The organism is Methylobacter arcticus (genome assembly GCF_050917435.1).
Classification (GTDB): Bacteria; Pseudomonadota; Gammaproteobacteria; order Methylococcales; family Methylomonadaceae; genus Methylobacter_A; species Methylobacter_A titanis.
In genome coordinates this window covers 1,626,338-1,644,929 of the sequence record NZ_CP159583.1, presented here as the reverse complement: position 1 = coordinate 1,644,929, position 18,592 = coordinate 1,626,338, and the positions used below count along the sequence as shown (strand labels likewise).

Annotated in this window: 31 protein-coding genes; 26 read left to right on the top strand and 5 right to left on the bottom strand. The window is 51.2% G+C overall.

The genetic code is table 11. The features are described from left to right. From ABXJ76_RS07950 to ABXJ76_RS07920, 7 genes are all read left to right on the top strand, one after another. Window positions 1–531 carry a hypothetical protein gene (locus tag ABXJ76_RS07950; RefSeq protein ID WP_432745823.1) on the top strand — a complete coding sequence of 177 codons (531 nt, stop codon included), beginning with the start codon at window positions 1–3 and terminating at the stop codon, window positions 529–531. Next, entirely contained in the window at window positions 528–860 is a 333-nt protein-coding gene (locus ABXJ76_RS07945; protein WP_432745821.1) for a DUF7673 family protein, read from the top strand. Before ABXJ76_RS07950 ends, ABXJ76_RS07945 begins: the two co-directional genes overlap by 4 nt. Next, entirely contained in the window at window positions 857–1,051 is a 195-nt protein-coding gene (locus ABXJ76_RS07940; protein ID WP_432745819.1) for a hypothetical protein, read from the top strand. Before ABXJ76_RS07945 ends, ABXJ76_RS07940 begins: the two co-directional genes overlap by 4 nt. Beyond that, complete coding sequence (locus ABXJ76_RS07935) at window positions 1,048–1,437, top strand: hypothetical protein (protein WP_432745818.1); 390 nt, start codon at window positions 1,048–1,050, stop codon at window positions 1,435–1,437. Before ABXJ76_RS07940 ends, ABXJ76_RS07935 begins: the two co-directional genes overlap by 4 nt. Beyond that, window positions 1,415–1,603 carry a hypothetical protein gene (locus ABXJ76_RS07930; RefSeq protein WP_432745816.1) on the top strand — a complete coding sequence of 63 codons (189 nt, stop codon included), beginning with the start codon at window positions 1,415–1,417 and terminating at the stop codon, window positions 1,601–1,603. Before ABXJ76_RS07935 ends, ABXJ76_RS07930 begins: the two co-directional genes overlap by 23 nt. Further along, window positions 1,600–4,254, top strand: coding sequence for a toprim domain-containing protein (locus ABXJ76_RS07925; RefSeq protein ID WP_432745814.1), 2,655 nt, complete (start codon window positions 1,600–1,602; stop codon window positions 4,252–4,254). Before ABXJ76_RS07930 ends, ABXJ76_RS07925 begins: the two co-directional genes overlap by 4 nt. Before the next feature lie 74 nt (window positions 4,255–4,328). Next, the gene (locus tag ABXJ76_RS07920; protein WP_432745812.1) at window positions 4,329–4,982 is read left to right on the top strand and encodes a hypothetical protein; all 654 of its coding nucleotides are present in this window, start codon (window positions 4,329–4,331) and stop codon (window positions 4,980–4,982) included. Between the two features lie 112 nt (window positions 4,983–5,094). On the opposite strand, the gene ABXJ76_RS07915 is transcribed toward ABXJ76_RS07920, so the two are convergent. Both ABXJ76_RS07915 and ABXJ76_RS07910 read right to left on the bottom strand, forming a co-directional pair. Further along, window positions 5,095–5,394: an addiction module antidote protein gene (locus tag ABXJ76_RS07915; protein WP_432745810.1), complete on the bottom strand. Its 300-nt coding sequence runs from the start codon at window positions 5,392–5,394 to the stop codon at window positions 5,095–5,097. Between the two features lie 3 nt (window positions 5,395–5,397). Continuing rightward, complete coding sequence (locus ABXJ76_RS07910) at window positions 5,398–5,697, bottom strand: type II toxin-antitoxin system RelE/ParE family toxin (protein WP_432745808.1); 300 nt, start codon at window positions 5,695–5,697, stop codon at window positions 5,398–5,400. A 318-nt stretch (window positions 5,698–6,015) separates the two neighbouring features. On the opposite strand from ABXJ76_RS07910, the gene ABXJ76_RS07905 reads away from it, so the two are divergent. Genes ABXJ76_RS07905 through ABXJ76_RS07890 form a run of 4 tightly spaced genes read left to right on the top strand, consistent with a single transcriptional unit; the run spans window position 6,016 to window position 7,446 of the window. Then, window positions 6,016–6,417: a hypothetical protein gene (locus ABXJ76_RS07905; RefSeq protein ID WP_432745806.1), complete on the top strand. Its 402-nt coding sequence runs from the start codon at window positions 6,016–6,018 to the stop codon at window positions 6,415–6,417. A gap of 3 nt (window positions 6,418–6,420) precedes the next feature. Next, complete coding sequence (locus tag ABXJ76_RS07900; RefSeq protein WP_432745805.1) at window positions 6,421–6,975, top strand: BRO-N domain-containing protein; 555 nt, start codon at window positions 6,421–6,423, stop codon at window positions 6,973–6,975. Further along, window positions 6,972–7,238, top strand: a complete 267-nt coding sequence (locus ABXJ76_RS07895; RefSeq protein WP_432745803.1) for a hypothetical protein — start codon at window positions 6,972–6,974, stop codon at window positions 7,236–7,238. Before ABXJ76_RS07900 ends, ABXJ76_RS07895 begins: the two co-directional genes overlap by 4 nt. Next, window positions 7,225–7,446, top strand: coding sequence for a hypothetical protein (locus ABXJ76_RS07890; protein ID WP_432745801.1), 222 nt, complete (start codon window positions 7,225–7,227; stop codon window positions 7,444–7,446). Before ABXJ76_RS07895 ends, ABXJ76_RS07890 begins: the two co-directional genes overlap by 14 nt. Here the strand turns inward: ABXJ76_RS07890 and ABXJ76_RS07885 are convergent. The 3 genes from ABXJ76_RS07885 to ABXJ76_RS07875 form a co-directional block, all read right to left on the bottom strand. Next, window positions 7,443–7,694 carry an ogr/Delta-like zinc finger family protein gene (locus ABXJ76_RS07885; RefSeq protein WP_432745800.1) on the bottom strand — a complete coding sequence of 84 codons (252 nt, stop codon included), beginning with the start codon at window positions 7,692–7,694 and terminating at the stop codon, window positions 7,443–7,445. The genes ABXJ76_RS07890 and ABXJ76_RS07885 overlap by 4 nt on opposite strands. Window positions 7,695–7,778: 84 nt before the next feature. Then, window positions 7,779–8,804 carry a phage portal protein gene (locus ABXJ76_RS07880; protein WP_432745798.1) on the bottom strand — a complete coding sequence of 342 codons (1,026 nt, stop codon included), beginning with the start codon at window positions 8,802–8,804 and terminating at the stop codon, window positions 7,779–7,781. Between the two features lie 6 nt (window positions 8,805–8,810). After that, window positions 8,811–10,604, bottom strand: a complete 1,794-nt coding sequence (locus ABXJ76_RS07875) for a terminase large subunit domain-containing protein (RefSeq protein WP_432745797.1) — start codon at window positions 10,602–10,604, stop codon at window positions 8,811–8,813. Between the two features lie 219 nt (window positions 10,605–10,823). Here ABXJ76_RS07875 and ABXJ76_RS07870 point away from each other — a divergent pair, with 219 nt between their 5' ends. From ABXJ76_RS07870 to ABXJ76_RS07800, 15 genes are all read left to right on the top strand, one after another. Further along, window positions 10,824–11,666 (top strand): GPO family capsid scaffolding protein, encoded by an 843-nt coding sequence (locus tag ABXJ76_RS07870; protein WP_432745795.1) that lies wholly within the window; start codon window positions 10,824–10,826, stop codon window positions 11,664–11,666. Between the two features lie 39 nt (window positions 11,667–11,705). Further along, complete coding sequence (locus tag ABXJ76_RS07865; protein ID WP_432745793.1) at window positions 11,706–12,722, top strand: phage major capsid protein, P2 family; 1,017 nt, start codon at window positions 11,706–11,708, stop codon at window positions 12,720–12,722. A gap of 2 nt (window positions 12,723–12,724) precedes the next feature. Then, a complete protein-coding gene (gpM, locus tag ABXJ76_RS07860) occupies window positions 12,725–13,426 on the top strand; it encodes a phage terminase small subunit (RefSeq protein ID WP_432745791.1) in 702 nt (233 codons plus the stop codon). Between the two features lie 101 nt (window positions 13,427–13,527). Then, window positions 13,528–13,770, top strand: a complete 243-nt coding sequence (locus ABXJ76_RS07855) for a hypothetical protein (protein ID WP_432745789.1) — start codon at window positions 13,528–13,530, stop codon at window positions 13,768–13,770. Next, complete coding sequence (locus tag ABXJ76_RS07850) at window positions 13,767–14,270, top strand: head completion/stabilization protein (protein ID WP_432745787.1); 504 nt, start codon at window positions 13,767–13,769, stop codon at window positions 14,268–14,270. Before ABXJ76_RS07855 ends, ABXJ76_RS07850 begins: the two co-directional genes overlap by 4 nt. Then, window positions 14,267–14,782, top strand: a complete 516-nt coding sequence (locus ABXJ76_RS07845; RefSeq protein ID WP_432745784.1) for a glycoside hydrolase family 108 protein — start codon at window positions 14,267–14,269, stop codon at window positions 14,780–14,782. The genes ABXJ76_RS07850 and ABXJ76_RS07845 overlap by 4 nt, the downstream gene beginning before the upstream one ends. Before the next feature lie 10 nt (window positions 14,783–14,792). Further along, window positions 14,793–15,065: a hypothetical protein gene (locus ABXJ76_RS07840; RefSeq protein ID WP_432745782.1), complete on the top strand. Its 273-nt coding sequence runs from the start codon at window positions 14,793–14,795 to the stop codon at window positions 15,063–15,065. Between the two features lie 10 nt (window positions 15,066–15,075). Then, window positions 15,076–15,456, top strand: a complete 381-nt coding sequence (locus tag ABXJ76_RS07835; protein ID WP_432745780.1) for a hypothetical protein — start codon at window positions 15,076–15,078, stop codon at window positions 15,454–15,456. Further along, window positions 15,440–15,841 (top strand): phage tail protein, encoded by a 402-nt coding sequence (locus tag ABXJ76_RS07830; RefSeq protein ID WP_432745778.1) that lies wholly within the window; start codon window positions 15,440–15,442, stop codon window positions 15,839–15,841. Before ABXJ76_RS07835 ends, ABXJ76_RS07830 begins: the two co-directional genes overlap by 17 nt. Then, on the top strand, window positions 15,838–16,491 hold the full coding sequence (locus ABXJ76_RS07825; protein ID WP_432745776.1) for a hypothetical protein: 654 nt from the start codon (window positions 15,838–15,840) through the stop codon (window positions 16,489–16,491). Before ABXJ76_RS07830 ends, ABXJ76_RS07825 begins: the two co-directional genes overlap by 4 nt. Beyond that, window positions 16,488–16,892: a hypothetical protein gene (locus tag ABXJ76_RS07820; RefSeq protein WP_432745775.1), complete on the top strand. Its 405-nt coding sequence runs from the start codon at window positions 16,488–16,490 to the stop codon at window positions 16,890–16,892. Before ABXJ76_RS07825 ends, ABXJ76_RS07820 begins: the two co-directional genes overlap by 4 nt. Further along, window positions 16,889–17,329, top strand: coding sequence for a phage tail terminator protein (locus tag ABXJ76_RS07815; protein ID WP_432745773.1), 441 nt, complete (start codon window positions 16,889–16,891; stop codon window positions 17,327–17,329). Before ABXJ76_RS07820 ends, ABXJ76_RS07815 begins: the two co-directional genes overlap by 4 nt. 11 nt (window positions 17,330–17,340) lie before the next feature. After that, window positions 17,341–17,478: a DUF7210 family protein gene (locus tag ABXJ76_RS07810; RefSeq protein WP_432745771.1), complete on the top strand. Its 138-nt coding sequence runs from the start codon at window positions 17,341–17,343 to the stop codon at window positions 17,476–17,478. Between the two features lie 17 nt (window positions 17,479–17,495). Beyond that, on the top strand, window positions 17,496–18,239 hold the full coding sequence (locus ABXJ76_RS07805; RefSeq protein WP_432745769.1) for a hypothetical protein: 744 nt from the start codon (window positions 17,496–17,498) through the stop codon (window positions 18,237–18,239). 3 nt (window positions 18,240–18,242) lie between these two features. Further along, window positions 18,243–18,566, top strand: coding sequence for a hypothetical protein (locus ABXJ76_RS07800; RefSeq protein WP_432745767.1), 324 nt, complete (start codon window positions 18,243–18,245; stop codon window positions 18,564–18,566). Window positions 18,567–18,592 lie beyond the last annotated feature (26 nt).

Sequence of the window (18,592 nt, the reverse complement as noted above, 5' to 3'; positions counted from 1 at the left end):
ATGAGCTTTTTCATGACCGAAGACCCGGCTGTATTGGTTGCAATAAACCAATACTATGATGAGGTAAACAGCCTAAAAGACGCCGCCAACGCCTTTAAAACCCTGCTATCTGCATACAAGTCATTGGTTTACTCGGATAGTCGTAGCGCAGAATTTGGCGGCCTGATCTTTAATCCACCTAAAGACAACTGCTTCTGGACTAAACCGAACAGGAATGACCGGTCACAGCAACCGCGTAATAAAGTTACCAAGATGACTGCAGAGGAAAAGCAGTCACATAAAAAACTGCTTGAGCAGTGGGCAAGCGAGTACCCCAAGATGCGCCCAAACAAAGATGAATTTTACAAAAGCATCGGTACAAACTGGGGCAATATTTTTTTAAATGGGATCGGTTTCTTCATACACAACGAATCTGTTTATATCCATACCGACGCCTCATTAGGCGAGAATGTCACTGAAATATTGGGCAGCGTATTCGAGGCAGCTAAAGCCGATTTTTTAAAGGCCAATAAAACGGAAGTGCAATCATGACCGCCACGCACCTGCAGCCCCAACTAACCCAGCATCATTATGCTGAAGCTATCGCCAGCCTGATGAAATTCGCCGTTAAAGATTGCGGTGGATCACGGGCCTGCGCGCTGGTGCTGCTCAATGCCTACAATTGCGACGCCTTTAACTTTGATATTACCGACCTTTGTGGACTTGACGATGATCTCTATAGTGCAGCCCTGGTCGTTATTCGCTGCCGCAAAGAATTGTGCCGAGAACCTCATGAGTTCATACAGAACGGTGGACAGGTATTCGAATCATTGTGGGTTCAATGGAAACGTTACAGCAAGAAAAAAGGACGCAAGTCATGAACAACATTCAATGCAAGCGCCATAAATACGAATTCAAGAAAAACGTTGTAAATACAACCATGCGTATTTCATCAACGGGAACACATATTAAATACAGCAATCGCGGTATTTACATCTGCTCCGTGTGCGGTAAACAGCACGTCGGCCAATCACAATACAGACCAGAATCATTGGAAGAAGGTGCAGCATGAATCCCGTCCAGCCCATCACTATCAAAGAGCGCCAGGATCGGGCAACGCTACGCCTGGAGCAAATGATAGCCCGTCAAACCCAAGAGCGCGGCCTAACCCCGCTGCGGCTGGAACCCGAAACCCTGTTACGCCGTGTCCGCGCGTTAGACTGGTCGGGCGAGTTTTTAGGCGAGGCGCTTATCAGCGCGTACTGGAAAGATGAAAATTTTAACCATAGCCTGTATCTGCTGAACAACCTGGATGCCGAGGGTTTCCGCCTGTTTCACCAGATCCTGCACATCCGCCAGATTTCCGGCTGGAATGACGATGCCTTATGGGATTTGGCGATTAAAATTAAGGAGCTATTAGCGACGGAGAGCGGTCATGTGTCATCAGGCCAAGAGTGACAAAGGCTGGTTGCGGCAATACTATCCGCAACCCACTCAAGAACAGCTAAACCGGTTTATCGGCGGCGTTAGCCAAATGACCGGCAATTATCCCAACCCGACCGCGCGGCAAACCGAAACCGCGCGGCTGTATACCTACCGCAACATGATGAAGGCAGTCGCATGAGGATCGACCTAAACCCGCAAATCATAAAACTATTGATCGCCGAGTTTAAATTCAAGCAAACCGGCGCCCATCTGCGCGAGGGCGTGTGCCCGTCATGCAGCAAAAAAACGCTATGGACATGGGTGGAAAAGCCAGGAATGGTGCAATGCGACCGCACCAACAATTGCAACTATGCCGCGACCAGCAAGGAGCTGTTTCCGGAACTGTTTGAAAACCTCAACAAAAAATACCCGGCAACCGTAGAAATTCCCAACCAAACGGCCGATGCGTACCTGTCGCTGATTCGGGGTTTCGACCCGGCGCAGTTAAAAGGCTGGTATGAACAGGGCAAATACTGGCATCCGCGCGGCGACATTGGCACCGCGTCGGTGCGCTTTTATCTGGATGCGGCTAAAACCATCATGTGGGAGCGGCTGATTGACGATGTCACCATCACCAAAGAGGATGGCGATAAAGAAGTCAGGAACAAAAGCTTCAAGGGCGCATTCAAGGGGCTTTGGTGGCAACCGCCGTCTTTAACGATTAACGCAAAAGACGAAGTTTACTGGTGCGAGGGCATTCTCGACGCTATCGCCTTAAACCTGAATGGTTTTAAAGCGGTATCAATCATGGCCGGCGGCACCTTTCCGACCGAGTCGATAAAGCCGTTTTTGGGCAAACAGATCAAGTGGGTCATCGCGGTCGATAACGACGTGACGGGCCGCCGGTGTCTGCAAAAACACGCCGCCAAATTGCGCGAACTGGGCGAGCGGGTCGGCGCGGCCCTGTCCGGCGATACCGAAGACAAACAGGACTGGAACGACCTGCACAAGACGCAAAAGCTCAGCAAAAAAGACATGGTCGAGTATCGGCACCTCGGCCGGGTCGAGCTGTCGCAAAGTTATTATGAAAAAGCCCTGGCGCTATGGAAGCACAACATCAAGAAAAAATATTTTGTGTTTGTTTACGCCCACTCGACTTACTCCTTCAGCATCGACGACAACGAGTTCGAAAAAGCCAAGACAAAAATACTGGAAACCAGCCCGGAGACTGCCTTAAAAGCCGAGCGCGAAGCCTTTACCCATGCGTCGAAAATAAAGGAGATTGCGACATTCAAAATGGACTTTCTGTATTTTCAAAAACCCGATACCGGCGACGATGGCCAGTATTTTTTCCGGCTGAAATTTAGCAACAACGCCCCCGAAGTGCAACTGCCATTCGGCGGCAAAACTTTCGGCGGCGCTGGAGACTTTAAAAAAGCCGTCATGCACCAAACTCCGTCGGCGCTCTTTACCGGCTCAACCAAGGACCTGGATTACATGTATCAAAACTGGATGGGGCGTATCCCCAAAATCGTTAAAACCCTCGATTATGTCGGCTACGACAGCACCACCAAGGCCTATGTCTATTTGGATTACGCGGTCGAAAACGGCAATATCTTAAAACTGAACAAAGAATCCTTCTTCCAGCTGAAAAAATCTGGAATCAAAACCACCGTGGACATCAAGCAAAAGCTCAACACCACGCTGGTTGCCGATTTTCTGCCCGATTACCAGGCCGCATTCGGCACCGGCGGCATGGTGGCTTTGTCCTGGTGGTTCGGCACCCTGGTCGTTGAACAGATCCGGCAGCAACACCGCAGTTATCCATTTTTTGAGGTCGTCGGCGAGGCCGGTTCCGGTAAATCGGACATGGTGGATTTTTTATGGAAACTGCTGGGGCGCGAGGGCGAATCATTCAACCCGAACAGCTCCACGTTGGCGGGCCGCACCCGCAAGATGGCCGAAGTGTCGAATTTGCCGGTGGTCTTTAACGAAACCGACAACGAAAAAGTAGCGGAAGACCGGCACATGAAAGCGTTTAACTGGGACGAGCAAAAAGACCTGTACGATGGCGAGTTTGGCCGGGTAACCGGCGTCAAATCGCAGGACAACAGCACTAAAAAGCCGGTGTTTAAGGCCGCGTTGATGATCGTGCAGAACATCCCGGTTATCGCGTCAGAAGCGATCATGAGCCGGATTGTGCATTTACAATTCGACCGTTCGCACCATTCTATTGAGGGCAAGCACGCCTCAGACCGCTTGAACATGTTGCCGGTCATGGACGTGTCCGGCTTTATGCTGCACAGCGTCACCAAGGCCGATGCGATCCTGACCCGGTTTAACGAGAAATTTACTCAGCACAAACAGGATCTGCAAGCCAACCCCAAGATCAAGCTACAACGCATCATCGAGAACCACGCCAAGATCATGGCCTTTGCCGATTGTTTGTCGCTGGTGTTGCCGGTATCTGATGCCACCATTGCCGCCGTTCACCGCTCATTGATCACCATGGCCGAAATCCGGCAGGAATCATTAAACGAAGAGCATCCGGTGGTGCAGCAATTCTGGGCGACCTTCGATTATCTGGATAGCCAGTCCAAGGTGATGCATGACGGCGTGCCGATGGTCGATAAAAACATGATCAACCATAGCAACAATCCAGAGGCCGAGATCGCCATTAACCTGGTGCATTTCGGAAAAGTCTGCCGGGAGCAAAAAATAGAAGTGATGGATGATAAAGAGTTGCGTCGTCACCTGATCACCAGCCGCAAGCGCAAATATTTGCGCAATGAAGCGGCCAGGTCGAGGCTTGAAGGTAGAACGATTCGGGTTTGGGTTTTTAAGCGTTGATGAGGATAAGCACGGGTAACAACTATTAAATCACAGAAAAACCATTTAATTTTATTCATGAGAGAGCAAAGACAATGACCACAAACCTACCAGAAATGAAAGTTACCGGCGTAATGCACTTTGCAAACCGCCCCCATCTAACGTATACCCTGCACGATACACAATACATCTCAATGCGGCCTTTAGTTGATCAAATTAGCTTGGATTGGCGGGGACAAAAACGCGGTTTACTGGAAGATGACGCGGTGCTTTTTTATGGAACTTTGCTGCTGGAAAACGGTAAAATTCTGCAAGCGCCATGCAAATATAGCCCCAAAAATGACGTTTCCGCGAACCTAGGTTCGGAAGAAGGCCAAAAAATCGCCATTCTTTGCAGCGACGATGCACCCAAAGACACAGTTTTTATTCGTTTAAGACGGGTACAAATGTACATTGCTAGAATCAGCATCGGTCAGGTTAGAAGCCAAGGCAATATGTCTTCCGCTGAACATTTACTGGCCTTACATGAAGAATGGGCCGAAGCCCTTTATAGCTATGAAACAACTGGCATTGCTGTTAAATCAAGCCATGCCAAATTTGAATCCGGAAAAATTAAAAACTTCTTGTCCGTGAGTAAAGAAAAGCGCGTTACCGAAGACGTAGGCGACCGCAAAGTGTTACACAGCTTGATGAAAGATATTGCCGAACAAATCGGCCATCCGTACCAAGCCGATTTAGTAGATGAATGAAACGACTACTTACAGCAGCGCCGTAGGCTGTGCTGAACAACGTGAAGCGCATCGTTCGCGAGTGATGCGCTTCGTGCCTCAGCACATCCTATGGACTGAAACAGTGCCGTGTTTAAGAGACCACTAGCCTGCAACCTAACGCCTCAACAATCTTGGCGATAGTTTCAAACCGGGGGTTGCCGTCCTCAGCCAGCGACTTGTACAGGCTGGCTCGTGTCACCCCGGCTTGTTTGGCGACTTCGGTCATGCCCTTGGCACGGGCGGCCGTGTTAAGCGCGTGGATAAAATCGGACGCATCGCCGTGACTCGCTGTTTCCCGCAAAAAATCACGGATGTCCGCCTCGGTTTCCAGATGCTCGGCAATATCAAAGGGGGTGATAATTTCAGCCGCGCTGCGTTTTAGGTTGGTCATGGTTTAATCCTCCAAGGTGTTCAAAATGGCGTTGGCTTTTTCGATGTCCCGACCTTGGCTGGACTTATCGCCACCGACCAAGAGCAGGACAACCCGCTGGTTGCGGATCGTGTAATAGACCCGAAGGCCGCCGCCAAAAAAGCACCGCAACTCAAACAAACCGGTGGACAAGGTTTTAGCGTCGCCAAAATGGCCGTTTTCAACTCGTGCCAAGCGGGACAGCAACTGGTTTTTTACGGTCCGGTCTTTTAGCTTGGCCAGCCACTGGTTAAAGGTTTGAGTGCTTTGCAGTTCGTATTTCATATATTAATTGTATCTTTCAGGAAACAAAACGTCAAATTTGACGTAATACACGCATTCCTTGACAAAGTATTTTTAGGGGGTTAACCTAATCCTGCACTGGCTCATCCAGTGTCGGGATTGGTCTCTCGGTAACTACTTGGCGCACAACCGCCTTCAAGCGGTTTTTTTATGCGCAGCGCTCCAGCTCCTTTCATTCTGTCGGGCTGGGCAGGCAGCCGCAAGGCTGGCCGGTTTCAAGTAGCCGGTAGACCAACCTGTTCAGTCCGGCGCCATGTGTGGTCTCATGTCGCCGGGTTTTAATTTACTTGGAGATATACCATGAACAACCAATTAAAAACCCTCCCATTCAATATCGTCGCGCATTATGCCGGTCGTCCACTGACCCTGGTCATTGATGAGCAGCACCACACCTATCTTAACCTGCGCCAGTTAGCCGCCATTCTCAACCAAAATAACGACGAGGCCGCGCAAAACCCGCATTCCGCAACCGGCTATGTTCTGGCCGGCCTCATGGTCGATAGCATCAAGGTCTTCGGCCCGCACAACGGCCTGCAATTCTGCTATCTGGAAGCCAACCGGATTTATGCTTACCTGCGCAATATGGTTGAAACTGGCGGGTATAGCCATCTGACCCCCGGCTTGCTCGACTGGCTCTGCGAACAGGTAGCGCGTATCGAAGACGGGTACCGTCATCCCGTAGCCGCTATTCAAGGAGAATAAGCCATGAACTTAAAAACCCTGGCTAACCCTTTTCAATTTTCCGACCTTGATGTAAGAACCGCCATTGATGAGCATAATGATGTCTGGTTTTGCGCTAAAGATGTATGCCTAGCTCTGGATATTTTGTGGTGCGGAGGCTCAAAAACGCTCGGTAACATGCCTGAAACATGGGTTATGGTCGGCTTTCAGCCGACCATAAAAGGCGAAAGAGACACCATTTTTATCAACGAAGCCGCCGTTTTCAAGATGATTTTCCGCTCCAATAAACCCAAAGCCGAAGAGTTTGCCAACTTTGTTTATTCAGAAGTGTTGCCGCAAATCCGCAAACACGGCTTTTTCGGCAAAGTCCAACCCAAGGATTATGTCGCCATCGTCCGGCAAATCGCCCAACTCACCAACCAGATCGTCACCAGCAAAAACGCCTTCGAGCGCCGCACGCTGCTGACCCACTTGCGTGAACTGCATAATATGGTCGGTTCCAGAATGCCGGATATTAAGTTGATCGCCCACCAAGACGATCAGGCGGATTTGTTTTTGCCTGAAGGCGGTGCGCAATGAGCCTTGATGTCGCTACCTCACGCCACTTTAGTGATCTGCTGGAGGAATTGCATAGCCAAATTTGCGCACTCCATGCGCTGAGCGGCCTACTCAATGGCTGCTCAAGCGCCGACAGCGTGGAGCCATCCGAGTTAACCTACCTGCTGGATCCGATTATCAACACCGAACGCGCTTTAATGGAGCAAATGTGCGTGTTGATCAAGGAGAAAAAACCGGCCTTACGCGCTGTGGCCGCGCGGGAGGTGAACCATGACGCGCACTGAGCAAATGGATGCCATCCGTCAAAGCGGCTTGCGCGGTGAGATAGATCGCTTGGAGGGTATTATCGGGGCGTTATCGGTAGCGACATCCGGCGTGGCTGCGTCGATTGATGATGGCGAAGAGTTAAGCGCGATTCATGTCGACAGGCTGTTCGGGCTGTTGGTAGGCGAACTGTCCGATAGTCAGAAACGCTTGAGACATTTGGCTTAACCGAAAAGATCAACCTGCAGCCGTTTGCGTTGTTCCGGCTGCAGGTGGTTGATCAAGGTCGCGGCAATTTGCAGCGTAGTGCGTTGCGGCGGATTGAGGTCGTGTTTGTAAGCCAGGGTAAAAACAAAACTGGCTCCACATTCTTTGGCGTTGGTGCAAATGCAGTAGAGATCCTTGACCGTTCCGGTCAATTCATTGGTTGAAGTAATCAAGGCTTTTTTATGACAATGTGGGCATATAACGCGCATTCGGCTCTCCAGCTGTTTCGCGTATTATAGCAAATAACACCTATTGTCATGCGTTTCCATACGTTAAAACACCTAATATTCGGCCTAAACTGTCCAAACCGGATCTTTAAATTTAACGACCTCCTCCCCCATCACCTCATTCAGCTCCAAAAACGTCTGCTGCATCGAGATAACTTCCAGCTCGTGATACACGCGCATGGTTTTTTCCATGTCGCCGAAACCGCCGGTATTTTGCGGAATAATGCCGGATAATCCCGGCTGCATCCGGTGCATTGCCAGCATTTCGCGCTCGGTAATAGCTTTTATCGCTTCAAAATCGTCCTTGGTGCCGATGTCGCCTATGGGAATAACTTTAACCGGCTCCCGCGACGACGATTTGCCGATGTTCAAATACATCGAGCGGCCGTTACCCGGTCCTTTCGACAGCTTGACCTGCTCGCCGATAGTCTTGGCGTCGGCGTCATCGATGTCGGCATCGGTGGTCACCAGAATGTAACCCATGTGGTTGCCGTTCTGCAGCACTTTGCGCCGGAACAGCGTCGACGCCTCGCCCAGCAGCACCGACTGAATGCCCCCCAAATATTCCGGCAATCCGTAAATCGATTGTTTAAGATCCGGTTCCAGCAGATGAATCACTTCGCCCTGTTTAAACTCGACCTTGCTGCCGTCGGCCAGCAATTTGATGTAAAAATCCTTTGCCCGTGCCCGGCGCATCGGTATCGCAGGCAGGCTTTGCAGCTTGGTGGTCTTGCCGAACCGGTTGGTCAGTCTCTGCAAATAGCTGTTGCCGGTGACCAGGTGATTCAACGCGGTTATTTCCAAATCCTTTATGCTGAGCAGCTTGGACGGCTCAAACCATTTCAGGATCATGTTTTTCTTAAAATGCAGGATCGGCCCGTGGTAGGCATTGGCCCCCATCAAATTGACCAGACCCGGTAGACTGACCGGCGGCCGGTAATACTCGCCTCCGCCGTCCAGAAACGTGCCGAGATAATCCATGGCATTGTTCGCTAAAATCGGCTCTGGATCGCCAAAGCTAAACAGACTGGTTTTTCCGGCCGCAGGCTTTGTGGTCAATGCGGTGTACATCTCAATAGCGCGGTCAAACATAGTTTTTTATCCCATAGATATAGTGGTTTTTTTGCGTGCGGCAATAGGCTCGTAGGCAATCGCGTGCATAATGCTCCACGCCACATCGGCATGGCCGGTGGCGTTGTTGCGGCCTGCAGAATAAGTAATCACTCCGCTGCCGGTCGTGGTTTTGGTAATCATCATAAAGGCCTGGGTGATGCGTTTATTGCCTGATTCGTACTCAAAGCGACCGTTCTCGATCACGTCGATGGCTTTCATGACAAGCGCGGTTTTAGTCTCGTTGCTGTAGTTGATAGGCGTTACCCGGCGGTAAAACTGCTCGACCAATTCAAACAGGCCGTAGCCGATGCCGGTCACGTCAATACCGATGTGCAGCACGTTATGGCTGTCGCATACCGCCTTGATTTGGCTGGCCTGATACTGAAAATTTTGCCCGTGAAAGTCCATCGTCTTCAGCACCCGCCATTTGTCGCCTGGCCGCAGTGGGATGGCTAAAATAGCCAGACTGGCATTATCGCGGGTGCGGCTCGGGTCGTAGCCGACAGCCACCGGCCGGTTGCCGAACGGGCGCGCGGCTTTGTCGTTGTAGTCGGTGTAATCCTCACCGGCATAGCAAGTCATCATGATGCCGAGGTTAAAAACACTCTTGGCGTCATCGATAAAAATGCACATGAACAAATTGGCAAAATCGTCTTTGCTGTACTCGTCTTTCAGTTCAGCGATGTCAAACAGGTCGCAGCCCTGCGCCTCGGCATCCACCACCGTGACCATGTGCCGCCAAATTTTGTCAGCGCCCAGCACGCCGTCTTTCAGCGTTTTATGACTGACATCGAACTCGGCTTTTTTGTCGTCGGACCTGCCCTGGTTGTACTTCTCGCCGCACCACATCGGATGGGCCTGGTGACTGATCGCCGACGGCGTGGAAAACAGCGTGCGCCGCCATTTCTTGTGCGCGGCCATACCGCTGGCCACTTTCCACATCTTGTCGAAGTCGGGGATCCAGAAGCATTCGTCGACATATAAATGCCCGTGGTAGGACTGAGCCGTGCGGCTGTTGGTCGATAAAAAGCGCAACTCGGCACCGTTTGACAGGGTAATCACGCCCTGCCCTTTCAGCTCAACGCCAAAATGCTCCAAGCCAAACGCGATGATGTACGCCTTGAACACCTCGGCTTGGTCGCGTGAGGCTGATAAAAATATCTGGTTCTCGCCGGTCAGGATCGCATCAGCCAAAGCCTCAAAGGCAAAATAGTAGGTCGCCCCGATCTGCCGCGATTTCAAAATAAACCGGTTGCGCCTGAACAGCGGATTATTCTTGGCTGCCCACCACACCAATTGATAGGCAAAAAACAGCTGGTGCAGTACCGACATAATCATTTCTTCGCTGACGCTTGAAATGTCGTTTTTGGCCTTCTTCTCGCGCGGCGCTTTTTTCTGTCCAGCAGGCTTTTTAGGCTGCTCGGTCTCGCCGCCGTCGAAAGATACCGGCGCTGACGATGGATAACGCCCGTTCTTGATCGCCTCCGCCTGGGCCAGCTGGATCTTCATATTGCCGAACGTCGAACACAGCGCACCCAGCTCCGCTATTTCGCCCGGGGTTTTGTTTTCGCGATTCGCCAGCACGCAAATACGCTGGGCAATCACCAGCTCAGCGCTACTCTCCGCTTTTTTTTCGTCCCAGCTGTCGGCCTTTTGCCAGTTGTACAGCGTGCGGGCACTGATAGACATCTCGGCCGCGATTTCGTCAATAGTCCAGCCCTTGACGTAAAACTGTCCGGCCAGCGCTTTGGTCTGCGCCGAATAGTGTTTGGCTCCCATTAACCTGCGCGTCCCTTTTTTATAGCCATCATCGTTCGTCCATTTTTTATAGTCCGAGGCTATTTTATGACTAAAACACGCGGAAAATAGAAGTTAATGTTTTACTTGAGTAATATAATGTAAATATAGGAATTATAAGGAATTTATGCCGTTGATTGCGCGGCTAATTGCCACTAAAATTGAGCGCAACTGAACAAAAAACTCATTATTTAGGGTGTTATGGCTAAAGAACTGAAAACCGGCTGGAAACGTATCGGACGCAGCGGCGCAACCGTCGACGGACGCAAGATCGATCCCGCCCAATTAAAGCAAGCCGCCTTGTCCTACAACAAGGAGACATTTACCGCATTGATCTGGCCTGAGCATGAGCGCTGGTACAACATGGGCACGGTCGAAGAGTTGCGTACGGAAAAAAATGCAGAAGGCGGCGTCGATCTGTTTGCGATCATCGCGCCGAACGAGTATTACCAAAGCATCAATCGATCCGGGCAAAAACTGTTTACCAGCATGGAGCTGTTGCCGGACTTTAGAAAAACCGGCGAAGTTTATCTGACCGGATTGGCGGCAACCGATAACCCTGCCTCGGCTGGCACCTCTGAAATGCGCTTTAGCTCAATCAATAACAAAGACGCTTTGTTATCGGTATTCACCGAACACGCTCCCCAACTTTTTAACGAAGACCAAGCGCCCGGCTGGTTTCAGCGCTTCGCCGAAAAATTTACCCAACCCGAACCCGCTGACGAGGACACCATGGACAAGAAAGATAAGGAAGCCTTTGAGGCTAGATTCACCGCACTTGAGCAAGGTCTTGCCGCCTTAAAACCGGAAGAAAAGCCGAGCGAAGATTTTGCCGCGTTGAAAGCCGAGTTCGACCAGCTGACCCAGCAGTTCGCCGCACTAAAGTCCGAAAAGGCAGAAGACAAAAGCGCCGACGCACTGGCAAAACTGACCGAAGATTTCGCCGCTCTGCAAACCGAATTTAAAAAAGCGGTCGGCGAGCAAAACGGAACGAATGCCGGGGAACATTTCAGTTCAGACGATTCGACTCAAACCGATTGCTAAGCGATTGACCGCAAAACGATCACCATTTAAGGGATAAAAATGAAAGCAAGCACCAGAATAAAGTTTGAGGCCTATCAGGCCAGAATCGGCCAGTTAAACGGCGTATCCGATGTCAGCAAAAAATTTACAGCCACCCCGTCTGTCCAGCAGTCGCTGGAAACGAACATGCAGGAAAGCTCTGAATTCCTGAAAAAAATCAACATCGTCGGCGTGTCGGAACAAGAGGGCGAAAAATTAGGTCTAGGCGTTTCCAGTCCGGTTGCCAGCACCACGAACACAACCACAACAGACAGAGCTACAAGCGACCCATCAGCACTGGACACAGACGGCTACCGCTGCGAACAAACCAACTCCGACACGCATCTGACTTATCAAAAGCTGGATATGTGGGCGAAATTTCCTAATTTTCAAACCCTGATCCGCGATGCCATTTTAAAGCGCCAGGCGCTTGATCGAATGATGATCGGCTTTAACGGCACTAGCCGCGCGGCGACTAGTAATAACGGCACTAACCCGTTATTGCAGGACGTCAACATCGGCTGGTTGCAAAAATACCGGGCCAATGCCCTGGCCAGAGTCATGGCTGAGGGCGCTAATGTGGGGGCGATTAGAGTCGGTAATGCGGCCGGTCGCGACTATTACAATCTCGACGCATTGGTATTTGATGCGGTCAATTCGCTGCTTGAGCCTTGGCACCAGGACTCGACCGATTTAGTCGTCATTTGCGGCCGAGCCTTGTTGTCCGACAAATATTTCCCGTTGATTGACGTCAGTCAGGCGCCTACGGAAACGCTGGCTACCGACATCATCGTCAGTCAAAAAAGAATCGGCAATTTACCTGCTGTCAGGGTACCGTCATTTCCGGCAAATTCGATGTTTGTCACGCCGCTCAGCAACTTGAGTATCTATTTTCAGGAAGGCACCCGCCGCAGAAACATCGTCGAAAATTCCAAACGGGACAGAATCGAAAACTACGAATCCAGCAACGATGCTTATGTGGTTGAGGACTACGGCGCAGGCTGCGTCATCGAAAACATTACCGGAACTTGGGTATAACCATGACTAGCCCGGCAAGAAGGCATTTAGCGCGAATAGCGGCAGCGACGGCAATCATCGGCTTTGATCCTGCGGCTAAAGGCGGTAACAGAAGTACGACGACCATCGTCAATGCGCAGTTAGCGGATTATCAAGCTGCAATGGCCATCGACCTCGCCAAAATCAAAGCCGAGCCGACACTGGAAGGCAAGGCGCGGATTAAACAAACCGTGCTGCCGACCTACCTGGGCTTTGTCGATGAGTACATGGACAAGGCGCACAACTACCCCAACGACGTTGCCGTGTTAGTGATGATCTGGTTGCTGGACATCGGCAGTATTGAAATCGGCCTGAACCTGGCGCTGTTTTTGGTCAAACAACAGCAGAAGATGCCGGAAAGATTCAACCGGCCGATGCCGGAGTTCTTGTGTGACTTTATTTACGACTGGGCCAACGTCGAGCTTAAAGCCGAACACAGTGCCAGTCCGTATCTGGATCAGCTGATCGCTGCGGCCGAAGCGGATAAATGGGACATGAACCCGTTGTTTTTAAGCAAGCTGTATTCGATGCTGGCCAAGCACAAAAAGCGCAATGGCGATTATGCCGAGGCGCTGGCCTTATGCCTGAAAGCGGAAGCGATTAATCCGGATAAGGCAGGCGTTAAAGGTATGAAAGAAGAATTGCAAAAGTTACTAGATCAGGCCGCTTTGTCGGCCCAGTCTTAACCGGCTCTCCAAGCCCTGGCTGACAACACCGCTGTCATTCGCCTGACGGTTCGATATGGCAAAGGTTGTTTGTCCAGGCATTAAATTTTACGGAGTAAATCATGAAGAAATTAGCCATCATCCTATTGTTCATCGCGCTGCTGGGCTGCACCTCTCCGGAACTGGATGACGGCTATCAATTCGGTGATTTTTCAACGATGAGCGCCCGCGAATTATCCAGTCTGCTCAGCGCTATCGATACCTATTGCAATAAAGTCAGCGATTCGGCAGCGCGGAAAATTGCGCTGCAGGTTATCCGCCTGTCTTATCCGCTAGTCCCCGCCAACGGGATTTGCGGCGCATGAGTCTGACCGGAAACCCCACACTCACCTCGGCCTCAGCTATCACCAATGATGGTTTTTGGCCTAATTTATCAATTGCCGACCTGCTGAACAATTACCGGGTTCCTGCCGAATATGCCGACTCGGTGATTTCGACCGGCCTGGTCATGGCCATCGTGCGCGTTAATGATGTGCTGTATCCAGTCAAAGAAGCAGTGGTCTCGATGGGATTTAACGTCTTTGCTGCTTATGTTGCTGCGCATCATCCGCAAGCGGTTAACAGTGTCAACATGCTGGAATTGAACTACCACAATGCCGTCCATACCCGCGCAAAAGCCGGGCTGTTGCAGCAATTTAACAGCATGAACCGCAAACCGAACGCCGAAAACGCGGCCAAAGAAAGCGAATCCACCGAACAATATTTTCTGGATGAATCGCAACTTAGCATCAAGGCGTTATTTGATGCGGTGTTGCCAGATGCTGTGGTGTTTGGCAGCGCAAATACTTATGCGAGCCTGCTATGAACTTTGAAAAAGCCATCAAACGCATACTGTCGCATGAGGGCGGCTTTACCCAAAACCCAACTGACCGGGGAAACTGGACATCGGGCCGCATCGGCGTGGGCAAGCTAAAGGGAACTAAGTATGGCATCAGTGCGATGACCTATCCAGACGAGGACATTAAGAATCTTAGCTGGGAGCGCGCTTGTTTTCTTTATCAGCGCGATTTTTGGGCGCCGCTAAAAGCCGACCGATTACATGACGGCGTGGCGTACCAGCTGCTGGATTTCGCCGTTAATTCAGGCACCAGTAACGCAGTCAAAGCCTATCAGCGCGCGCTGGGCGTTGCCGCCGATGGCGTCTTTGGCCCTCAGTCGCTGCATGCCTCAAATTTGATAATCGAAAGCGACCAAATACTATTAGTGTTGGCCGAGCGCCTTGATTTTATGGCCTCGATAAAAAGCTGGATTGATTTTGGACGCGGTTGGGCAAGGCGTATTGCCGCAAATTTGCGCTATGGCGCACTCGATTCATAGGGGCTTAACCATGAACATGATGCAAATGGAGCATGATCTGACCGGCAAGCTGTGTTGGTGGTCAAAACTCAACCGTGCCCGGCAAACCGTGCTGCTGAGTATGGCCTATGACATGGGTCTGGCTGGACTGTTACAAATGACGCGGTTTTTATCATTAGCCGAACGCGGCGAATACGCCCGCGCCGCAGAAGATATGTTAAACAGCGATTGGGCCAGGGAAAACGACCAACGCGCACGCGAGCTGTCGGCAATGATGGCAACCGGCGCTGAACTACCCGAATAAGGACGCTTGAATGCATAAGGATGTGCCCCTTTTAAAATCAACCTGCGGCTATAAATACCTGCTGCCGGAAATCAAGGCGCAAATCTGCAACGGTGCCGGGCCTGCCGGGCGCTGGATCAGCAGCCTGATACCCAATACGATGTATGGCCTGGATTGCACAGAGGCGTTCAGCATCCACGACTACGATTATCACGTCGGCATCAGTTGGGACGACAAAGCGCGCGCCGACCGGCGGCTGTTTGAAAATTTGCTGATCTTGATTAACCATGCGGGCAGCTGGTTGCAGTGGCTACGCAGACGCAGGGCGCTGAAATATTACGAGGCCGTGCACCACCACGGCGCTGAGGCGTTTTTTGCCGAGTTGTTGAGTGAACATGAAAAAAATAGCTGATTTGCACAGTTATTTGCTGTCGCTGGATGTGTTTGCGGCGGAGCAGCTCAACAGCGAGGTTGACGATTTGACCATCACTCCGGCGTATTACCCGGATGGTGCTAATGTGGTCGTCTGCGAGCAAAGCTATACCGCGATGTTTTTTATTGAGCGTTATGCCCATGCCAAAGTGTCGACTGACGTGCTGTTTGCGCATATTTCGCGCTGGCTGATGGAAAACGATACCGGCTCCACCGCGCCGCTGCCGTTTACCGTCATCGTTGATGTGCTCGACCACAAAACCGCTAACCTGGAATTTGGCATCCGGTTTAATGAAAACATTACCGCCGTGGCTGATGTTAACGGCACTTTGTTAATCAATGGCGTCAAGTACGCATTGACATGATTAACGTCGAACTGGAAGGCATGGATGAATTGCATCGCCGCCTGAGTGCGATTGACTCGCCGCAAACGCGCAACAAAATTATTAAAAAAATCGGCGCGGAAGTGCGGAAAAACAGTAAGAAACGGGCAATCACGCAAACTAATTTGACCGGTACCACGTTTGCCAAACATGCGCGCGGGCGCAAACGCAAAATGCTGACCCGTCTGGCGCAGCGCATGGTGATTAAGGATGTCAGTGATGATGGTGTAACTGTTGGTTGGGGCAACTCCTTTGAGGGTGGCATTGCCGATCAACATCATTTTGGTACCACGCGAACCTTTACCCGGCGCAGTTTCGGCGAAAACAGCATGGAAAACGTCAATAAAAACGATCAATGCACGCGCAGGCAGGCCAAAGCCTTGATTGAGGCGGGATTTAAGCGCCGCCGTGCAGGCAGGCCGGGAGTGACGCCAACCATTCGCTGGCTGGTGGAAAACATGACTGTCGGCCAGGCCGGGGTAATCTTGCGCGCATTGCGCGGCGGCCCCAAAGAATCCTGGATGATTACATTGCCGGCACGGCAATTTTTAGGTGTCAGCGAAACCGAACGCGCCGAGATCACCACGCTGGCACTGGGCATAATACAAGCAGCACTGGAGAGACAATCATGACGGAACCATGCAGCCAATTACATAGAATCGATAGGCTTGACGAGATAGGACGGGACTTAAAAATGGAGATTCAAACAATCAGATCTGACGTCGACGAAATCAAGGCATCCATCAATGATATAAAAATAAATTTATGCGGGTTTACCGCCTCCGTTTCCAGTGTGATGCAGCGCATGGATGAACGCGACCAGCGTACCTGCGACATGCAGCTGCAAAACAAGGACACCTTCGGGCGCTTTGGTCAGCGCATTGAAATCCTTGAGGCACAAATCACAGCTATCAAAATCGCCGACGCGCATCAGGCGTGGATAGGCAAAATCGTTTGGGCTGCCATGGGCAGCGTGGGTGCAGTCTCACTCGGCCTGATTATCTTGCTGATGCAAAAAGCGGCGGTGTCATGATTGAGTTATTAGACCTCGCTCCGTGGGTGGTGCAATTACAAGCGCAATGCCCGTCATTTGATGGTCGGGTATTTAAAACCCTGCCCGATGACGAATTGACCATTGACCTTTACGACTCCCCCGTTGCGTTTGTTTATCTGGAAAGTGACGAATCTGATGACAACCGCAATAAAAACGGCAGTGTGCGGCAAATCACAGTCAACACCGTTGCAGTGGAAATCATTATCCGCCGCGCAAGCACAGACCGACTGCACGAATCGGCAGTAGATTTTATTCGTAGCTACCGGAAAGAAGTATTTAACGCGCTGATAGCGTGGCAACCGCCAGGCTGTATTAAACCGGTGCAGCATGTGGCCGGAAAATTACAAAAAAAAGAAGCCAAGCAGCTGAAGTGGATCGACACGTTCAGCACCGAAAATTTGATCACCTCACTTTAACTGGAAAAACAATGGATAAAGCTATCAAGCTATTAAAAGTCAAACTCAAAAAATCCCATACCCACGCCGGTATTGAATACCAACCGGGCGCTGAAATCGAAATCACCGAAACCCAAGCCAAGGTCCTAACAGACCAAGGCATCATTTAACTGAATAAGGAACGAACATGGCAGGTTTTTTAGGCTCAGGCCGCATTTATGTAGATCGCAAAGTCGCTGGGGTTTTTCAGGGATTCAAATATATCGGTAACGCGACCAAGTTCGAGATCAAGGAAAACTCGGAAAAAAAGGAACGCATTTCAAAAGACCGGGCCAATTACGGTTCGGCGCTGAATACGGTGTTTATCAAGAAACCGGCGGAGGTCAATATCGCGCTGGACGATTTGGACAAAGACAGTCTGGCGCTGGTGTTTCTGGGCAATACCTCGGCGGTTTCGGTCACCGGCGCGGCCGTCACTGACGAAGTCGCGACAGGTTTTAAAGGGCTGATTTTAAAAACCGCCCAGCGCAAAATCAGCGCAGTCGTTATCACCGACTCGACCGCCGTGACCACCTTCGCGCTCGGTACCGATTACGAAATCACCGACGCCAGTCTGGGATTAATCAAGGTCTTGGCCACTGGTACCATTACTGACGGTCAGTCGCTGAAGATCGACTACACCTACGCCTCAATGACTAGCAACAAGGTGGCGGGCGGTACCAATTCCAACATCATCGTGCGCATCCTGTTCGATGGCATCAATCAGGCCGACCAGAGCAAGGCTGTAGTTAATGTGTTTGAAGGCGTGTTGTCGCCCACGTCCGGTGTCGATTTCCTGGCCGATGATTTCACCTCGATGGAGCTGGCAGGCATCGCGAATGTGCCAACGGGCGGCACCTCAGCCTACGAAGTCGAACTGGACGTGGTCTAAGCCATGCGGCGGCAGCAATCGGTTAGGCTCGATGAATTGCGCACGGTAACCGTGCGCGAGTTGCGGGTGCGTGACGCCCGCAAGTTGTTGTCACAGGCGAAAAGCCTGGATCAGGTCGATATGCAGACGCTGATGGTCGAGCGCTTTGACGAGCTGGTCGTGCTGCTCGGCGACGGCATTGCCATGCCGGACGGCGAGACGCTGGAGGACCTGACGTTCAGCGAGGTCGCTTTAGTGAAAGCCGCGTTGCTGGAGGTCAACGCGGCTTTTTTAGACCTGATGGGGATGGTGCCGGAAAAAGCGCCAAACCCGCAGCCAACCCTTTAGCTGATTTCGACCGCGCCTGTATTGCC

What these genes read in the sequence shown, in the direction of transcription:
- ABXJ76_RS07950 (WP_432745823.1), top strand. Translation starts at nt 1, where the DNA reads ATGAGCTTTTTCATGACCGAAGACCCGGCTGTATTGGTTGCAATAAAC.
- ABXJ76_RS07945 (WP_432745821.1), top strand. Translation starts at nt 528, where the DNA reads ATGACCGCCACGCACCTGCAGCCCCAACTAACCCAGCATCATTATGCT.
- ABXJ76_RS07940 (WP_432745819.1), top strand. Translation starts at nt 857, where the DNA reads ATGAACAACATTCAATGCAAGCGCCATAAATACGAATTCAAGAAAAAC.
- ABXJ76_RS07935 (WP_432745818.1), top strand. Translation starts at nt 1,048, where the DNA reads ATGAATCCCGTCCAGCCCATCACTATCAAAGAGCGCCAGGATCGGGCA.
- ABXJ76_RS07930 (WP_432745816.1), top strand. Translation starts at nt 1,415, where the DNA reads ATGTGTCATCAGGCCAAGAGTGACAAAGGCTGGTTGCGGCAATACTAT.
- ABXJ76_RS07925 (WP_432745814.1), top strand. Translation starts at nt 1,600, where the DNA reads ATGAGGATCGACCTAAACCCGCAAATCATAAAACTATTGATCGCCGAG.
- ABXJ76_RS07920 (WP_432745812.1), top strand. Translation starts at nt 4,329, where the DNA reads ATGACCACAAACCTACCAGAAATGAAAGTTACCGGCGTAATGCACTTT.
- ABXJ76_RS07915 (WP_432745810.1), bottom strand. Translation starts at nt 5,394, where the DNA reads ATGACCAACCTAAAACGCAGCGCGGCTGAAATTATCACCCCCTTTGAT.
- ABXJ76_RS07910 (WP_432745808.1), bottom strand. Translation starts at nt 5,697, where the DNA reads ATGAAATACGAACTGCAAAGCACTCAAACCTTTAACCAGTGGCTGGCC.
- ABXJ76_RS07905 (WP_432745806.1), top strand. Translation starts at nt 6,016, where the DNA reads ATGAACAACCAATTAAAAACCCTCCCATTCAATATCGTCGCGCATTAT.
- ABXJ76_RS07900 (WP_432745805.1), top strand. Translation starts at nt 6,421, where the DNA reads ATGAACTTAAAAACCCTGGCTAACCCTTTTCAATTTTCCGACCTTGAT.
- ABXJ76_RS07895 (WP_432745803.1), top strand. Translation starts at nt 6,972, where the DNA reads ATGAGCCTTGATGTCGCTACCTCACGCCACTTTAGTGATCTGCTGGAG.
- ABXJ76_RS07890 (WP_432745801.1), top strand. Translation starts at nt 7,225, where the DNA reads ATGACGCGCACTGAGCAAATGGATGCCATCCGTCAAAGCGGCTTGCGC.
- ABXJ76_RS07885 (WP_432745800.1), bottom strand. Translation starts at nt 7,694, where the DNA reads ATGCGCGTTATATGCCCACATTGTCATAAAAAAGCCTTGATTACTTCA.
- ABXJ76_RS07880 (WP_432745798.1), bottom strand. Translation starts at nt 8,804, where the DNA reads ATGTTTGACCGCGCTATTGAGATGTACACCGCATTGACCACAAAGCCT.
- ABXJ76_RS07875 (WP_432745797.1), bottom strand. Translation starts at nt 10,604, where the DNA reads ATGGGAGCCAAACACTATTCGGCGCAGACCAAAGCGCTGGCCGGACAG.
- ABXJ76_RS07870 (WP_432745795.1), top strand. Translation starts at nt 10,824, where the DNA reads ATGGCTAAAGAACTGAAAACCGGCTGGAAACGTATCGGACGCAGCGGC.
- ABXJ76_RS07865 (WP_432745793.1), top strand. Translation starts at nt 11,706, where the DNA reads ATGAAAGCAAGCACCAGAATAAAGTTTGAGGCCTATCAGGCCAGAATC.
- gpM (WP_432745791.1), top strand. Translation starts at nt 12,725, where the DNA reads ATGACTAGCCCGGCAAGAAGGCATTTAGCGCGAATAGCGGCAGCGACG.
- ABXJ76_RS07855 (WP_432745789.1), top strand. Translation starts at nt 13,528, where the DNA reads ATGAAGAAATTAGCCATCATCCTATTGTTCATCGCGCTGCTGGGCTGC.
- ABXJ76_RS07850 (WP_432745787.1), top strand. Translation starts at nt 13,767, where the DNA reads ATGAGTCTGACCGGAAACCCCACACTCACCTCGGCCTCAGCTATCACC.
- ABXJ76_RS07845 (WP_432745784.1), top strand. Translation starts at nt 14,267, where the DNA reads ATGAACTTTGAAAAAGCCATCAAACGCATACTGTCGCATGAGGGCGGC.
- ABXJ76_RS07840 (WP_432745782.1), top strand. Translation starts at nt 14,793, where the DNA reads ATGAACATGATGCAAATGGAGCATGATCTGACCGGCAAGCTGTGTTGG.
- ABXJ76_RS07835 (WP_432745780.1), top strand. Translation starts at nt 15,076, where the DNA reads ATGCATAAGGATGTGCCCCTTTTAAAATCAACCTGCGGCTATAAATAC.
- ABXJ76_RS07830 (WP_432745778.1), top strand. Translation starts at nt 15,440, where the DNA reads ATGAAAAAAATAGCTGATTTGCACAGTTATTTGCTGTCGCTGGATGTG.
- ABXJ76_RS07825 (WP_432745776.1), top strand. Translation starts at nt 15,838, where the DNA reads ATGATTAACGTCGAACTGGAAGGCATGGATGAATTGCATCGCCGCCTG.
- ABXJ76_RS07820 (WP_432745775.1), top strand. Translation starts at nt 16,488, where the DNA reads ATGACGGAACCATGCAGCCAATTACATAGAATCGATAGGCTTGACGAG.
- ABXJ76_RS07815 (WP_432745773.1), top strand. Translation starts at nt 16,889, where the DNA reads ATGATTGAGTTATTAGACCTCGCTCCGTGGGTGGTGCAATTACAAGCG.
- ABXJ76_RS07810 (WP_432745771.1), top strand. Translation starts at nt 17,341, where the DNA reads ATGGATAAAGCTATCAAGCTATTAAAAGTCAAACTCAAAAAATCCCAT.
- ABXJ76_RS07805 (WP_432745769.1), top strand. Translation starts at nt 17,496, where the DNA reads ATGGCAGGTTTTTTAGGCTCAGGCCGCATTTATGTAGATCGCAAAGTC.
- ABXJ76_RS07800 (WP_432745767.1), top strand. Translation starts at nt 18,243, where the DNA reads ATGCGGCGGCAGCAATCGGTTAGGCTCGATGAATTGCGCACGGTAACC.